This is a genomic window from Streptomyces daliensis (assembly GCF_054782395.1).
The window spans coordinates 221,169-234,637 of record NZ_BAAGSO010000133.1 but is presented as its reverse complement, the minus strand read 5'-3'; the positions used below and the strand labels follow the sequence as shown (position 1 = coordinate 234,637).

The 13,469-nt window shown below is 71.0% G+C and carries 10 protein-coding genes; 5 read left to right on the top strand and 5 right to left on the bottom strand.

From position 1 onward, the window contains the following. The first annotated feature begins 34 nt into the window (after positions 1–34). Positions 35–427, top strand: coding sequence for a VOC family protein (locus ACYVOO_RS38380; protein ID WP_453346192.1), 393 nt, complete (start codon positions 35–37; stop codon positions 425–427). Between the two features lie 147 nt (positions 428–574). Here the strand turns inward: ACYVOO_RS38380 and ACYVOO_RS38375 are convergent, their stop codons facing one another. Further along, positions 575–3,523, bottom strand: coding sequence for a D-alanyl-D-alanine carboxypeptidase (locus ACYVOO_RS38375; protein ID WP_461020344.1), 2,949 nt, complete (start codon positions 3,521–3,523; stop codon positions 575–577). 193 nt (positions 3,524–3,716) lie between these two features. On the opposite strand from ACYVOO_RS38375, the gene ACYVOO_RS38370 reads away from it, so the two are divergent. The 3 genes from ACYVOO_RS38370 to ACYVOO_RS38360 all read left to right on the top strand — a co-directional run bounded on the left by ACYVOO_RS38370 (position 3,717) and on the right by ACYVOO_RS38360 (position 6,357). Next, positions 3,717–4,505, top strand: coding sequence for a GOLPH3/VPS74 family protein (locus ACYVOO_RS38370; protein WP_453344890.1), 789 nt, complete (start codon positions 3,717–3,719; stop codon positions 4,503–4,505). 646 nt (positions 4,506–5,151) lie between these two features. Next, on the top strand, positions 5,152–6,012 hold the full coding sequence (locus tag ACYVOO_RS38365) for a helix-turn-helix domain-containing protein (RefSeq protein WP_461020343.1): 861 nt from the start codon (positions 5,152–5,154) through the stop codon (positions 6,010–6,012). Positions 6,013–6,150: 138 nt separating this feature from the next. Next, a complete protein-coding gene (locus ACYVOO_RS38360) occupies positions 6,151–6,357 on the top strand; it encodes a DUF397 domain-containing protein (RefSeq protein WP_453344888.1) in 207 nt (68 codons plus the stop codon). A 298-nt stretch (positions 6,358–6,655) separates the two neighbouring features. On the opposite strand, the gene ACYVOO_RS38355 is transcribed toward ACYVOO_RS38360, so the two are convergent. Beyond that, on the bottom strand, positions 6,656–7,507 hold the full coding sequence (locus tag ACYVOO_RS38355) for a hypothetical protein (protein WP_461020342.1): 852 nt from the start codon (positions 7,505–7,507) through the stop codon (positions 6,656–6,658). 187 nt (positions 7,508–7,694) lie between these two features. On the opposite strand from ACYVOO_RS38355, the gene ACYVOO_RS38350 reads away from it, so the two are divergent. Continuing rightward, the gene (locus ACYVOO_RS38350; protein WP_461020341.1) at positions 7,695–8,480 is read left to right on the top strand and encodes an SDR family oxidoreductase; all 786 of its coding nucleotides are present in this window, start codon (positions 7,695–7,697) and stop codon (positions 8,478–8,480) included. A gap of 105 nt (positions 8,481–8,585) precedes the next feature. Here the strand turns inward: ACYVOO_RS38350 and ACYVOO_RS38345 are convergent, their stop codons facing one another. From ACYVOO_RS38345 to ACYVOO_RS38335, 3 genes are all read right to left on the bottom strand, one after another. Further along, complete coding sequence (locus ACYVOO_RS38345) at positions 8,586–9,704, bottom strand: ADP-ribosylglycohydrolase family protein (RefSeq protein WP_461020340.1); 1,119 nt, start codon at positions 9,702–9,704, stop codon at positions 8,586–8,588. Between the two features lie 233 nt (positions 9,705–9,937). Continuing rightward, positions 9,938–12,538, bottom strand: a complete 2,601-nt coding sequence (locus tag ACYVOO_RS38340; protein WP_461020339.1) for a bifunctional FO biosynthesis protein CofGH — start codon at positions 12,536–12,538, stop codon at positions 9,938–9,940. Positions 12,539–12,668: 130 nt separating this feature from the next. After that, positions 12,669–13,403 carry a FadR/GntR family transcriptional regulator gene (locus tag ACYVOO_RS38335; protein ID WP_461020408.1) on the bottom strand — a complete coding sequence of 245 codons (735 nt, stop codon included), beginning with the start codon at positions 13,401–13,403 and terminating at the stop codon, positions 12,669–12,671. Between the last annotated feature and the right edge of the window lie 66 nt (positions 13,404–13,469).

Genomic DNA, 13,469 nt, shown 5'->3' with positions numbered 1-13,469 from the left:
AGCCGTACCACCGGGACGTCAGGAGAGACCGACCATGTCTGTTCAGCTCAATCACACCATCGTCCATGCCACTGACAAGAAGGCGTCGGCCGACTTCCTCGCCACCCTGCTCGGCCTCGAAGTGCAGCCGCAGTACGGGCCGTTCATCCCCGTCGTGACCGGCAACGAGGTAGCTCTCGACTTCGCCGACGCGGGCGACGGGCCGATCACCCCGCAGCACTACGCGTTCATCGTGTCCGAGGACGAGTTCGACGCCATCTTCGGCCGCATCAAGGACAGCAAGATCACCTACTACGCGGACCCGCACCGCCAGCGCCCCGGCGAGATCAACCACAACGACGGGGGCCGCGGCGTCTACTGGTCCGACCCCGACGGCCACATCCTGGAGATCATCACCCGCCCCTACGGCAGTGGAAGCGGTAGCTGACGCGAAGCGCCATCCCCTCGACCACGGGGCGCACGACTACGGGCCGGGACAGCGTGTCCCGGCCCGTAGCGTGCGGCTTCACCGTGAGGCGTTATCCGAAATTGGTTATCTGTTAGCTGTCAGCTGATACCCGTCAGCTGACATCCGTCAGAGGATGCGGGTGAGCTTCGAGCCGAAGCTCGGCTCGCTCATGTCGTCCTGGAGCGCGACCGGTACGCGCACCTGGCCGGGGCCGTCGCCCACCGTGAGGTTGCCGACCACGTCGCCGGCGGCGCCCTCGTGGGGAACGCTCTTGCCCTTGTCGCTCAGCGCGAGCTTGACCTTCAGCCCGGACCAGCCGACGGCGGACACGTCCTTGGTCGCGACGACCGGTGTCTTGCCGCCGAGTTGGTCGTCCACGTAGCCGACGACGTCGCCCTTCTGCACGACCTTGCGGGACTGGAGCGCGTCCTGTGCGGAGTCGATCAGCTTCTTGCTCTCGCCGAGCACCGTGTCGAGGATCGACGGCTTGTACTGTCCCAGCACGGCCCCGATGATCAACTGCTTCGTGCCACCGATTTCCTTCTCGGCCGCGAAGAGCAGGTTGCCGCCCGCCCTGGTGGTGGTGCCGGTCTTGATGCCGACGACGCCGTCGAGCGGAACGAGCCGGTTCCAGTTCAGGTGCTTCTCGCCCTTGGTGTCGGTGTACGCCGGCAGCCGGACCGTCTTGTTGAACAGGTCGATGGCCATTGCCTTCTTGGCCAGCTTCACCTGGTCAGCAGCGGTGCTCACGGTGGAGTGCTTGAGACCGCTCGGGTCGGTGTACTTCGTGTTCGTCATCCCGAGGTCCTTGGCGGCGGCGTTCATCTTCTTCACGAACGCCTCCTCCGAACCCGCGTCCCAGCGGGCGAGGAGTCGTGCGACGTTGTTCGCGGACGCGATCATGATGGCCTCCATGGCCTCGCGCTGCGAGATCTTGTCGCCCTCCTTCACCTCCACCGTCGACTCGTTCTGCGCGCTCAGGCCCGCCTCGTCCTCCGCCTTCTTGTCGACGGGGATGTTCACGCCGTCCGAGCCCTTCTTGACGGGGTGGTCGCGCAGGATGACGTAGGCCGTCATCACCTTGGCCACACTCGCGATCGGCACGGGCTTCTGCTCCCCGTAGGAGCCGAGCGAGCCCAGCCCCTGGACGTCGAGCACCGCCTGCCCCTCGGAGGGCCACGGCACCGAAGGCTTCGAGCCCTCGAAGGTGAACGTGTCCGAGGCGGTGAGCGTGAGCGTGGACTCCGGCAGCGGGCGCACGGCCTGTGCGATCACGAACAGGACCAACAGCAGCAGCACCAGCGGAGTCCAGATCTTCACCCGGCGCGCGGCCGTGCGCAGCGGGGTCTCCGGAGGCGGAGGCGTATTGGTGAGCTGCGCCAGCAGGTCCAACGGCGCCTGGTCGGGCCGCGGCTGCAAACGCGTCAGCTCCGCCTCGGTCAACGGGCGCTGCTCCGCCTGCGGCTGCGCCCCGGCCTCCGACGGCGCCGCCGCGGAAGCGGACGCCGCTGCCGCGCCCTGGCCGCCCGCGGACGGTTCGGCCTGCGGCAGCGGAAGCCGCGGGTCCTGGGCGCCCGTACGCGGCTTGCCCGAGGGCTTCGGGGGCACGGCGGGCGTGGGCTTCTTGGGGGCACGCGGTGCGTCGTCGGCGGACTTCAGCGGTACGAACTGGCTCGTCCGCTCCGACTCCGACTCCTCGACGGGCTCCTTGTTACCGCCCTTGGCGTCCTTGGCGCTCTGGTCGCTCGCGGCGCCCTTCGCACCCTTGGCTTCTTCGGCGCCCTTGGTGTCCTGCTTGTCCGCACCGAGGGCGCGGAAGACGGCCGTGGGCTGGTCGACGGCTCCGGCACTCTCGTCCTTGGCGCCCTCACCCTTGTCGGAGGGCGCGTCCGAGGCGCCCTTGTCCTCGGCCTTGCCCTCGTCCCCGCCCTTGTCGGGGCCGACCGCGCGGAAGGTCGTCGTGGGCTGGTCGACGGCCGCCCACGAGGGCGTGCTCTTTCCGGACGGGGCGGCCTTCTCCGAGCCGGAACCCGTGGCGGACCCGGGGCTCTTCGCGGAAGTCCCCTCGCCCTTGCCGCCCTTGGCGTCCTTACCGCCCTCGTCCTTACCGCCCTCGTCGTCCGCGGAGTCCTTGTCGCCGTTCTTCGCTGCCGTCGGCTCGTCGTCCTCGTCGCCACGCTTCGTGCTGCCGAAGAAGGCCGAGGTCATGTGCTCGGCGCGACGCGCCGCGGCCTCTTCGTCGTCGGCGTCGGCGGTGCGGTCGGCGTCGGGCCGCAGGACGCCGAACATGGCGGTCGGCTGGTCCACCTCCGCCTCGGCGCCCCGGGTGCCCTCGGCCCCCTCAGCGCCCTTGCCGTCGTCCCCACCACCGGCGACGGCACCAGCACCGCTCTTGGCCGCCCCGGCGCCCTTCGCACTCTTGGCAGCGCCCTTGGCGGCACTCTTGCCGGGCTTGCCACCCTGCTTACCGCCCTGCTTGCTGCCGGACTTGCCACCCTTGGCCGCCCCGGCGCTCTTACCTCCCTCGGCACTCGCGGCGCGCTCGCCGCCCTTCTCGGGCTCCTCCGGGTCGCCGTCGCCCGGCTTCGGGCGTATCGGCAGATCGCTCGGCGCAGCTTGGCCGGAATCCCCCTCGCCCTCCGGCGCTTTACCGCCCTTGGAACCAGAGGCGGCGGGTTCGTCGCCGCCGCTCCCCTTCTTCTCGGACCTGTCGGCTTCGTCGGCTTCACCGGGTTCGTCAGCTTCGCCGGAGTCCGCACCCTCCGGGTCGTCGTTCGCGTTCGCAACCCATGCGGCGACGGCCACCTTCAGCCGCTCGTCACCGCCGCCCTCGCCGTTGCCCTTACGGTCGCCCTGCGCCTTGACCTCAGTGTCACCGTCCGAAGACGCAGTGTCACCTTCGGTCTCGACGGCCGGGGACTCCACCTCGGGTTCGGCCTTCGCGGCCCTCCCGTTGTCGGACGGAACCACTCCGCCGTCCGCCGTCGTCTCCCCCGACGACCTCTCGCGCTTCGACTTGTCGGGGGACTCGCCCGCCACCGATGCCTCCTGATGCTGATGCTCGCCGCTCGCCATACCAGTTAACAGTGTCCTGTGCACCGTGCCCGCCACGTCACGCGGCGGCGGCTCCACAGGTCTGCTACCGGCCTTCCCAACCGGGCAGACGAGAACGACATACCTACTGGTTCCCGCCCATAACGTCCACGCACTCTCGACAGACCATTGTGAGAGGGGTCACCCTGTCATTCATCCACGCGGGGAGGCATGGATGGGCAGGAGCCGCAGAACAATTCCGGAGGAGCTTCTGTTGCTCGCCTTGGACCCGGCCACGGGCACCACGGCGCAGCCACAGTCGCTCGACCTCGGCCTGGCCGGGGCACAGCTAGTGGAGCTGGCTCTGGCAGGACGGATAGCCCCTGATGGGGATCGTATCGCCGTGGTGCTGCCACGGCCGACCGGAGATCCGACTCTGGACTCCGCGCTTGAGTTGCTGCGAAGGCGTGGCAGCCCGGTGCGCGCCGTTCACTGGATCGGCGGACCCCGGCTGGGGTTGCGCCAAACCTATCTCACACACCTGGAGCGGTGCGGCATGGTGCACGCCGTATCCGGCCAGATGTGCGGGGTGCTGCCGACGACGCGCTACCAGGCGACGGAGACAGCGATCAGCCGGGAGATCAGGACCCGGCTGGACTCGGCGATCCGCACCGGCGTACCGCCGGACCCGCGGACCGCGGCGCTCGCCGCGCTGGCCCACGCGGTCGGACTCGGCAAGCACCTCTACCCCGGGAACGAGGGGCGGTCATGCCGCTCCCGCCTCCGGGACCTGATCAGGCACGACCCCATGGGTGGTCTGGTCGCGCACGCCGTCATGGACGTGCAGAACGGTGTCGCGGCCCAGCCGCGGCGCCCGGCGGGGAACAACAGCGGTGGCGGCCCGGTCGGCCGCCCACCGGCGACGGCGCGGGCGACCTCATCCCCCGGGCCCACGCAGTCGCGGCAGTTCCCCGAGCAGGCACGGCAACCGGCGGGCGGCATGGCCCGCGCCGGCGCCCGCTGAGGCAGGAGGAGCACCACCGCGCGTACGTCCGGTCACCACCAGGGCATGGCGCGGGCACGGCACCAGGGCACCACTGAGGGCGTACGACCCTGGCGCGCACCACAGCACCACAGCACCACAGCGCCACAGCACCGTAGGCAGGCAGCACCGCACACAGCACGAGGCAGTACGCCGTACCCACGGCTGAACCACCACCGGGAGCCGCGAAAACGCGCGGGGTGGCGATCCGACCGCCTAGGACGACGGCCGGGTTCGCCACCCCGCGCGGGCGTGCGCGGCCCCGTAAGCCCTCCACGGAGGGCCCTGGACCCCGGGAGCAAGGGCACCCCTGTGGCGCGGCGACAGAGCGCTCGGGGGCGTGCCGAAGGGCCTGCACGGGCATGCGCGCACCCCACGTCCGCCCGCGCACAACCCTGCCGCGACTGAGGGCGGAGTCCGTACGCGTACCGCCGTCGGCCCCGTACGCCCACGTGCGGGGCGGTGCTCACTCCGCGACGCCCGCGCGCCGGTTGTGCGCGCGGCTGGCCGTATCCCGACGCAAACGCGTACTCAAACAGGCACCCTCTGTTGCCATTTGCCAGCGCAGCCGCACATGTTGGTGGCAACCTGCTGGAAGTAGTCGTACTTACGCGGAGGTGCAGATCCAGTGGCGTCCAACGTGAACCCCACCGTCCGACGCCGAAGGCTGGGGCAGGAACTGCGTCAGCTACGCGAGCGGAAGGGCATGACGGCCGAGGAGGTCGCGGACCGTCTGCTCGTGTCCCAGTCCAAGATCAGCCGCCTGGAGAACGGGCGCCGCAGCATCAGCCAGCGCGACGTCCGTGACCTCTGCGGGGTCTACGAGGTCGACGACCGGCGGATAGTCGACTCGCTCATGCAAATGGCCAAGGAGTCCCGCCAGCAGGGCTGGTGGCACGCCTTCGGCGACATCCCGTACAGCGTCTACATCGGCCTGGAGACCGACGCGTCCTCGCTGCGCGTCTACGAGCCGCAGGTCGTGCCCGGCCTGTTGCAGACCAGGGCGTACGCGGAAGCGGTCTGCGTGGGCGCCCTCCCGGAGGCGTCCAACGCCGACATCGAGAAGCGGGTGCAGGTCAGGATGCGGCGCCAGGAGCGCATCACCGACCCCCGGCAGCCGCTGCGCCTGTGGGCGGTACTGGACGAGTCGGCGCTGCGGCGGGAGATCGGCGGCCGTCAGACGATGATCGAGCAGTTGGAGCACCTCAACGAGATGGCGACCAAGCCCCACGTCACGATCCAGGTGATGCCGTTCTCGATGGGTGCGCACCCCGGGGTCAACGGGCAGTACGCGATCCTGGAGTTCCCCGACACCTCGGACTCGTCGGTGGTCTATCTGGAGGGCGTGACGAGCGACCTCTATCTGGAGAAGTCGCACGATGTGCAGCTCTACAGCGTGATGTACGAGCATCTGCGCGCCGAGGCACTGAACCCGGAGGAGACCCGCCGGTTCATCGAAAAAGCGGCCAAGGATTTTGCCAAACCCTGAGGGCGGAGAGGGTACCCCTCGCCTGTCTGCGGTGTGAAGACCGGACTGGAATATGCCATCCAGTCGAGTGAAGGACCTCTTCGCGCCCCGATATCGGGGCGTACGGTCGATCACAAGGCACCAACAAATGGAGCAGACATGGCTATTCGACAGGGAAACACCGACAACTGGACCAAATCGACCTATTCTGCCAACGGCGCGTGCGTCGAGGTGAGGTCGCCGATCGTGTCCGCGATCGCCGTCCGTGACTCGAAGGCGCCTGGCGGCCCCTCGCTCAGCTTCCGTCCGGAGAGCTGGACCGGGTTCGTCGACGCGGTGAGCGCCAGGGTTCTCGACCCTCGCTGACCGACTCGGCTTCTGCCACGTATTCGGCGCGGCAGAACGCCACGAGTGCGACAAGGTAAGTGACACCAGCAACACCCAAGAGCCCTCTCGACTGGTCCGCCGTCCCGGCCGAGGGGGCTCGGCCTTGCATCACCCCGCATCACCTCGCGCCGCTCCGCACCACCCCACGCCACCCCGTCGCGCCGACACTCCCGTCCTTCGGATGTCCGCCCGTTTCGGGAACTGCCTCTCCTCCTCCGCAGTTGTCACTGTGAGGAGCTTCCGTGAGGGTCCTCCCCGCGTGTCCCTCCCCTCACCCTCACCGGAGTTCCTGACGGAGTTCGTCCACGTAGGTGTCGGTTCCCGGCACCGTCGGGAGGAAAGGAGCCACCAACTCCACGCGTCCCAGGCCCGAACCGGCCACCGCCTCGTCCAGGCCCGTGAACCATGCCTCCCAGCACTCGCGCGGGTCCTGCTCCAGGAACCACAGCAGCGTGAGCCGGGTGCCCACGCCCTCGACCTGCTTCACGTACGACATCCGGTCACCCGGCAGCGGTGTGGGCCGGAAGAGGGTGACCATGGCCGTCGGTGAGCCCTTCAGCCGCTCCGGCAGGTGCGTGTCGCGCAGCCAGGCGGCGAGTTCGCCGCAGCGCTCCGGGCTCTCGGCGTCGATGACCTGCATGACCAGCCCGCGGTAGGGGTGGTCGAGCGCGTGGAAGTCGCGGGGGCCGCTGTCGCCGTCGCGGTAGACCGTCGCCTCGTGGTCCTGGAAGCTGGTGAAGACGTGGGTGCGCTCCTGGTGCACCCGGTTGTCGCGGTTGAGGCGCTTGTTGATGCCGACGGTCCACTTCATGTGTTCGTCGTAGCGGCCCTCGGTGATCCAGTACGTCGAGAGGTAGCAGCCCGCCGTCACGGGCTTCGCGACGGCCGAGTCCTCCGGGTAGCGCAGGAGTTGCAGCGTGCGGGTGGCGACCCAGCGGCGGCCCGCGTAGATCCAGGGCATGGCCATGGCGCCAGCGATGAAGTGGTCGTCCTCGTACCAGCGGTTGTAGGCGTGCTCGTGCCCCGGGTGCGGCTCGACCATCGTGATCAGGGCGTGTCCGGGCCGCACTCCGTACGGGCCGACCGCGGCCAGCTCGGCGTACGTCCCGCTCCGTGTGTCCTCCGGCATGGGTGCCTCCCTGTGGCGACGACGGTCCCCCCGCACCCCCGCACGTATAGCTGAGGTGGCATCAGAAGACGAGGGGTGCGACGCACGGGGAGGGCGCCCGGGGCGTGCGCGGCTCTGGTCTTCTCGCGGGCGCGTCCCTACCCTGACGAGCCGTCAGTTACGGCTCAGCGGGTGGGAGGGACCGACAGTGCTGCTCGAAGGCAGGACCGTGGTGGTGTCAGGCGTCGGCGCGGGGCTGGGGCACCAGGTCGCCGCGGCGTGCGTGCGGGACGGGGCGAACGTGGTGCTGGGGGCCCGTACGGAGACGAATCTCGCCAAGTCGGCCGCCGAGATCGACCCGTCCGGTGCGCGCACAGCCCATCTCGTCACCGACATCACCGACGACGACCAGTGCGCGGCGCTCGCCGCGCTGGCCGAGTCCCGCTTCGGCGGGATCGACGCGGCCGTGCACGTCGCGGCGCTCGACAGCTACATGGGCGGCCTGGAGGACGCCGACTTCGGCGCCTGGCGCGACGTGCTCGACGTCAACCTCCTCGGCACCCTGCGCATGACACGGGCCTGCCTGCCCGCGCTCAAGCGGCGCGGGGGCGGCGCCGTCGTCCTCATCGGCACGCAGTCGTCCGTGGCCGCGCCCTCGCAGGTGAGGCAGGCCGCTTACGCGGCGTCGAAGGGCGGGCTGGTGTCTGCCATGTACTCGCTGGCCCGCGAGCTGGGCCCGCACCGCGTCCGCGTCAACACCGTGCAGCCCGGGTGGATGTGGGGGCCGCCCGTGCAGGCGTACGTGCGGTGGACCGCCGACGCGGAGGGGGTGCCGGAGGAGGAGGTGCGGGAGCGGCTGGCGTCGCGGATGGCGCTGCCCGAGCTGGCGACCGACGGGGACGTCGCCGACGCGGTCACCTTCCTCGCGTCCGAGCGGGCCCGCTCGATCACGGGCCAGTGCCTCCTGGTGAACGCGGGCGAGCTGATGCGCTGACGCGTGACGCCGGCCCCTTGGCGGTGTGCCTCCGCTGAAACCTCCCGGCCGCCTCCCTCTTCGGCGTCCCGCACGCGAGATGCCCCCAGTCCCTCCAGGGAGCCGTTACGCGCGCGGGTAGCGGAGGAGCCAGGCCGGGCTGGCAGCGCCGGGGGCGTGGAGCGCCGGGCCCTGCGTCATCTCCATCGCGAAGTCGTCCGCGAGTTCCAGGATCGTCGCGCGCCCCTCCAGCTCCGCCACCCACCCGGGCGGCAGCGCGGTCTCCCCGTGGATCGCGCCGAGGAGGTTCCCGCAGACGGACCCCGTCGAGTCGCTGTCCCCGCCGTGGTTGACGGCGAGCAGCAGCCCGTGGCGGACGTCCTCGGCGACCAGGGCGCAGTAGACGCCGATCGACAGCGCCTCCTCGGCCGTCCAGCCCTCTCCGAGCGCCGCGACGCGCTCGGCTGTCGGCATGCCCTGGCGCACGGCGCCCAGGGCGCGCTTGAGCGCGTCCGAGGTCTCCTCGTGGCCCGGGCGGGCGGCGAGCTGGGCCAGTGCCTTCTGGACCGCGTGGTCCAGGGAGTCGCCGCGGGCCAGCGCGTGGACGATCGCGGCGAAGGCGCCGGCCGCGAGGTAGCCGGTGGGGTGGCCGTGGGTCTGGGCCGCGCATTCGACGGCGAGCTGGAAGACGAGCTGGGGCTCCCAGCCCACGAGCAGCCCGAAGGGCGCGGAGCGCATGACGGTGCCGCAGCCCTTGGACTGGGGGTTCTTGGGCGTCTCGACGGTGCCCATGCGGTCGTCGGCGAGACCGCTGAGGCAGGCGTTGCCGGGCGCGCGGCGCGCGTACAGCCACTCCTCGCGCGCGAGCCAGCCGTCTTCCTTCTTGCGCTCGTCGGGCCCCCAGTCGCGCTGGGTCGCCGCCCAGCGGCGGTAGGCGGCGTGCACGTCGGTGGGCGGGTGCCAGGCGCCCGTGTCGCGGCGGACGTGGGCGCGGATCAGGCCGTCCATGGTGAACAGCGTCATCTGCGTGTCGTCGGTGATCGCGCCGCGTCGCCCGTAGGCCGCTACGTAGTCCGTGACGCCGCTCGCGCCGTGCGTGCGCCGGATCGTGTCCAGCGAGTCGAACTCGATGCCCGCGCCGAGTGCGTCACCGATCGCGCCACCGAGCAGACAGCCCCGCACCCTGCTGCGGAAGTCCTGCTGTTCGGCGCGGCCCCATATGGCATCGCTGCCGGAAGCGGCCACCGTCCTCCCCTTCCCTTGCTCCCTCGTGTCGCCGTCGTCTCGCTGGCCGCGCGGGGAACGCGTCGCCCTGCTGTGCCGTTCCGGACGCTGCCGTGCCGGACGTACGCCTTCCGCCCCGCCTGACCGGGTCAGCACTCTAATCGACAAGGTTCTGTCAGTTGTGGGCGCTGTGTGAGCTGTCCGTGGTGTCCGGATGACGGGGCGGAAGGGGCGGGCAGTGGGTTCAGCGGGGGTCAGTCGCCCAGTACCGGCAGCAGCTCCGGGAGGTGGCCGTCCGAGGCGTGGGCCGCCGCGCTGCGCTCCTCGGAGACCGGCCCGTACGTCGTCGTACGGACCCTCGCCGGGCGGCCCGCCTCGTCGGCGATGGCGATCAAGTCCTGGATGGAGCGGTACGAGCCGTAACTGGAGCCCGCCATGCGCGAGATGGTCTCCTCCATCAGCGTGCCGCCCAGGTCGTTCGCGCCGGAGCGCAGCATCTCGGCCGCTCCCTCGGTACCGAGCTTGACCCAGCTCGTCTGGATGTTGGGGATGTGCGGGTGGAGCAGGACGCGCGCCATGGCCGTGACCGCGCGGTTGTCGCGGGTGCTGGGCCCGGAGCGGGCGATGCCCGCGAGGTAGACGGGGGCGTTGGTGTGGATGAAGGGCAACGTGACGAACTCGGTGAAGCCCTCCACGCCCTTCGCCTCCGCCTTGCGCTGAATGTCCGCGAGCAGCCGCAGATGGCCCAGCCAGTGGCGGGGCTGGTCGACGTGCCCGTACATCATCGTCGAGGAGGAGCGGATGCCCAGTTCGTGCGCGGTCTCGACGACCTCCACCCACGTCGCCGCCGGCAGCTTGCCCTTGGTGAGGATCCAGCGGACCTCGTCGTCCAGGATCTCGGCGGCCGTGCCCGGGATGGTGTCCAGGCCCGCTTCCTTGGCGGCCGTCAGCCACTCGCGGATGGACAGGCCGGTGCGGCTGGCGCCGTTGACGACCTCCATCGGTGAGAAGGCGTGCACGTGCATGCCCGGGACGCGCTCCTTCACGGCGCGCGCGATGTCGAAGTACGCCGTGCCGGGCAGGTCCGGGTGGATGCCGCCCTGCATGCAGACCTCGGTGGCGCCGACGTCCCACGCCTGCTGGGCGCGGTCGGCGACCTGGTCGAGGGAGAGGGTGTAGGCGTCGGCGTCGGTACGGCGCTGCGCGAAGGCGCAGAAGCGGCAGCCCGTGTAGCAGACGTTGGTGAAGTTGATGTTCCGCGTGACGATGTAGGTGACGTCGTCGCCGACCGTCTCGCGGCGCAGGTCGTCGGCGGTGCGGCACAGCGCGTCCAGCGCGGGCCCGTCGGCGTGCAGCAGCGCGAGGGCCTCGTCGTCGGTCAGCTTGGTCGGGTCGTCGGCGGCCTGCGAGAGCGCGGCCCGTACGTCCGTGTCGATGCGCTCGGGCACCATGCCGGGCTTGGCGCGCTCGCGCAGGTCGTCCCAGTCGCCGTAGACCTCGTCGAAGTCGTCGCGACGGTCGCCCGTGCGGCCCTCGGTGTCGATGGTGCGGTGCAGGTCGGTGCGGCCGACGGGGGCGATGTAGCCCTCGTCTGGCTCCTGCCAGGGGCGGCCCTCGACGGTGGCGTCCTCGCGCGCGAGGCCCGTCTCCGGGTCGGCCAGCGCGGTCACGTGGGGCAGCAGCCTGGGGTCCATCCAGGGCTCGCCGCGCTGGACGAACTCGGGGTAGGCACACAGCCGTTCCCGCAGCTCGAAGCCGGCCGCCGCCGACTGTGCGGCGAGTTCGTCCAGCCGCGGCCACGGCTTCTCGGGGTTCACGTGATCGATGGTCACCGGGGAGACTCCGCCCCAGTCGTCGATCCCGGCGCCGATGAGACGCGCGTACTCGCCGTCGACGAGGTTCGGCGGCGCCTGGAGGTTCCCGGCGGGGCCCATGATGTGCCGGGCCACGGCGACCGTCGCGACGAGCTCGTCGAGGTCCGCGTCCGGCATACCGCGCATCGCCGTGTCCGGCTTGGCGCGGAAGTTCTGGATGATCAGCTCTTGGATGCCGTGGTACGCGCGGGCGACGCGGCGCAGCGCGAACAGCGACTCCACGCGCTCCTCGTACGACTCCCCGATCCCGATGAGCAGCCCGCTGGTGAACGGCACGGAGGAACGGCCCGCGTCCTCCAGCACCCGCAGCCGGACCGCCGGTTCCTTGTCCGGGGAGCCGTAGTGCGGCATTCCCGGCTCGGACCACAGCCGCTCGGCCGTCGTCTCCAGCATCATCCCCATGCTCGGCGCGACGGGCTTGAGCCGCTGGAAGTCGGTCCACGACAACACGCCCGGATTGAGGTGCGGCAGCAGACCGGTCTCCTCCAGGATGCGGATGGAGATGGCCCGTACGTAGGCGATGGTGTCGTCGTAGCCGTGGGCGTCGAGCCACTCCCGGGCCTCGGGCCAGCGGTCCTCCGGCTTGTCGCCGAGAGTGATCAGCGCTTCCTTGCAGCCGAGTTCGGCTCCGCGCCGCGCGACGTCCAGCACCTCGTCGGGCGACATGAACATGCCGTGGCCCTCGCGCCGCAGCTTGCCCGGCACGGTCACGAAGGTGCAGTAGTGGCACTTGTCGCGGCAGAGCCGGGTCAGCGGAATGAAGACGCTCTTCGAATACGTGATCACTCCCGGCCGTCCCGCGGCCTCCAGACCCGCGTCCCGCACCCGGGCGGCCGAGGCGGCCAGATCGGCGAGATCGTCGCCGCGCGCCTGGAGGAGCACGGCGGCCTCCGTCGCGTCCAGCGCGACACCGTCGCGGGCGCGGCGGAGTGCACGTCGCATGGCGTTGGCTGTGGGGACTGCCTGCGCGCTCGAAGTCATCCCCCGAGCATACGAGCAAGCGCTTTGTGCGGTTCGGGGCGGTAAGGGGGCTCGCGGGGGCCAGGGCAGGGCGGGGCAGGGCGGGCCGCTCCGGGCGCGGCGCGACGGTCAGGACGGCGCGGCGCGACGGTCAGCGCGCCGTGTCGGCGGTGTCCAGTTCCCCGCTCTCCTCGTCGCTCAGCGAGGACCGCAGGCGCGCGCTCGCGCAGTTCATGTGCGCGGCCATGGCGCGCTCCGCCGCGTCCCCGTCGTGGGCGCGGATCGCCGCCAGGATCTCCGCGTGCTCCTTGAGGGTGCCGGACACGGTGCCCTCGACCCCGCCCGCGCGCTCCATCCACACCTGGAGCAGCGCGCGGATGCTGTGCAGGATGTCGCTGAGCACGGAGTTTCCCGCGATGTTCGCGGTCTCCAGGTGGAAGGCGATGTCCGCCTCGACGAACGCGGGCACGTCGTCGCCCGCCTCCCGCATCCGGTCCAGGAGCTGCTGGAGCCGATCGGCGTCCTCCTCCGACGCGCGCTCGGCGGCGAGCCGCGCGGACACGTTCTCCATGAACGTCCGCACCTCGACGAGGTCATGGGTGCGGCGCTGGCCCAGCATGAGGCCCCAGTTGATGGCGCGGGGCAGGAACTCGGAGGTCCCGGCCCGCACGTAGGAGCCTGAGCCCGGGCGGATCTCGATGATGCCCAGCACGTCGAGCGCGGAGAGGGCGCCGCGGACGCTGGAGCGGGCGACGTTCAGCGCCTCGGCGAGCTGGCGCTCGGCGGGCAGCCGCATGCCCGGCTTGAGGTGCCCCTCGGAGAGGTGGTCGAGCAGCCGCTTCGCGACCTCGCTGACGGACGACTCCCGGACGACCGGGCGCAGCAGCGCCTCGAAGCTCGGCTCGTCGGACCGGGCGGGCTGGCCGGGCTGGCCGGGCTGGCCGGGCTGGTC

Coding starts and splice junctions, on each gene's coding strand:
- ACYVOO_RS38370 (WP_453344890.1), top strand. CDS start 3,717: ATGGGCAGGAGCCGCAGAACAATTCCGGAGGAGCTTCTGTTGCTCGCC.
- ACYVOO_RS38360 (WP_453344888.1), top strand. CDS start 6,151: ATGGCTATTCGACAGGGAAACACCGACAACTGGACCAAATCGACCTAT.
- ACYVOO_RS38380 (WP_453346192.1), top strand. CDS start 35: ATGTCTGTTCAGCTCAATCACACCATCGTCCATGCCACTGACAAGAAG.
- ACYVOO_RS38375 (WP_461020344.1), bottom strand. CDS start 3,523: ATGGCGAGCGGCGAGCATCAGCATCAGGAGGCATCGGTGGCGGGCGAG.
- ACYVOO_RS38340 (WP_461020339.1), bottom strand. CDS start 12,538: ATGACTTCGAGCGCGCAGGCAGTCCCCACAGCCAACGCCATGCGACGT.
- ACYVOO_RS38355 (WP_461020342.1), bottom strand. CDS start 7,507: ATGCCGGAGGACACACGGAGCGGGACGTACGCCGAGCTGGCCGCGGTC.